Annotated in this window: 1 protein-coding gene; it reads right to left on the reverse strand. The window is 68.3% G+C overall.

The window, feature by feature from the left end:
• The coding region (locus QK444_RS36255; protein ID WP_282786637.1) for an HNH endonuclease signature motif containing protein at positions 1 to 1,302 on the reverse strand (1,302 nt) is incomplete at its 3' end.
• Positions 1,303 to 1,368 lie beyond the last annotated feature (66 nt).

The following is a 1,368-nucleotide window of genomic DNA, read 5'->3' on the forward strand; positions in this document are numbered from 1 at the left end:
GATGCTGCCGTTGCGTCCGAGGGTGGCCCAGCCGGTCGGATCCTCGGCGTCCTCGGCGATCTGGGCGTGACAGCGATCGCACACCAGGGTGAGGTTGTCGATATCGGTACGACCACCCCGCAACCACGGGATCATGTGGTGTGCCGCGCACATCGTCGCCGGGGCCTCACAGCCCGGACGCGTGCAGCCTCGGTCGGCGGCGATACACGCCAGCCGCTGCCACGACGACGCCAACCGATACTTGCCGCGCCCCAGATGCAACGGCAACCCCTGCCCGTCGAACAACATCAACAACGGATAGCTGCCCTCGGCCATGCGCAGGGCGTCGGGGATCGACATCACCGACCCCGACGCCGTGTGCGCGTACCCCGACCCTGCCTGCAGGTCGGTCACGCTCAGGGTCAGGATCACCGAGACCGGCACGCCTCTATGCTGACCCAGCTGTTCGGGTCCGCCTCCCGCCGCGAGGAACGCTTTCAACGCGTCGTGATGGCGTTGCCCGGCAGTGCGCCGGTCCCGCCGCGCCGCCCCCTCCATGGTGTCTTGGTCGATCACGCCGGGTCCCATACGGGGGCTGTCGGGGTCCTCGGGGTTACACATGCCCGGACGCGCCCACTTCGCCAAGACCACATCCAGCAGGGCCCGCAGCTGTGGGTCGAGCACACCACGGATCTCGCTCATGCCATCGACCCGCTGCTTACCCACCACCAACTCCCGGCGTCGGGCGCGGTCGTCGTCGTTGGTGAGCACCCCGTCGGGGTCCAGGCAGGTGAGCAGGACGTGTCCGACCTTGGTCACGTACTCCGGCGGCATCTGCGTGGCCGCCTCGGCGAGCTGGCGTTCGGCCTCGGCCTGCCGCGCGACCGGCACCGCGTGGGGGATGCGGTCCATCACCCGCATGATCACCCGCGCGTGCTCCGGCGACACCACCCCCTCGGCCTGCAGGGCCGCCGTCGTCGGTAACAGGGCCGGGGTCGGGTCCCCGCAGAACATGCGGGGCCGCAACAGCATCGACGCCCGCACCCGTGCTCCCGCCTCCGCCGCCGACAGGCGCAACACGTCGATCAGGAACCCGCGTGTGCCCTTGGCTCCGGCGCGTTGCCACAGATGCCGGTCCTCGACCTCGGCGATCATCCGATGCGACAACGCCGCCATCCGACACCGCACCGACTCCACTTCCCGCATCACAGCCACGAGATCGGAATCCGACAGTCCGGTGAGGTCGGTCGCGAGCAGGGTGTCCATCGCGGCCGACAACCCGGCCGCACTGTCACCACCCGATGTTTCCCCCTCCGGATTCATGCCCCTATTCTATCGTGAATTCTGTTGTGGCAGAACGGTGATAGCCATGTGATATCGACATTTTCA

Origin of the sequence: Nocardia sp. CC201C (genome assembly GCF_030010695.1) — a bacterium.
Taxonomy (GTDB): domain Bacteria; phylum Actinomycetota; class Actinomycetes; order Mycobacteriales; family Mycobacteriaceae; genus Nocardia; species Nocardia otitidiscaviarum.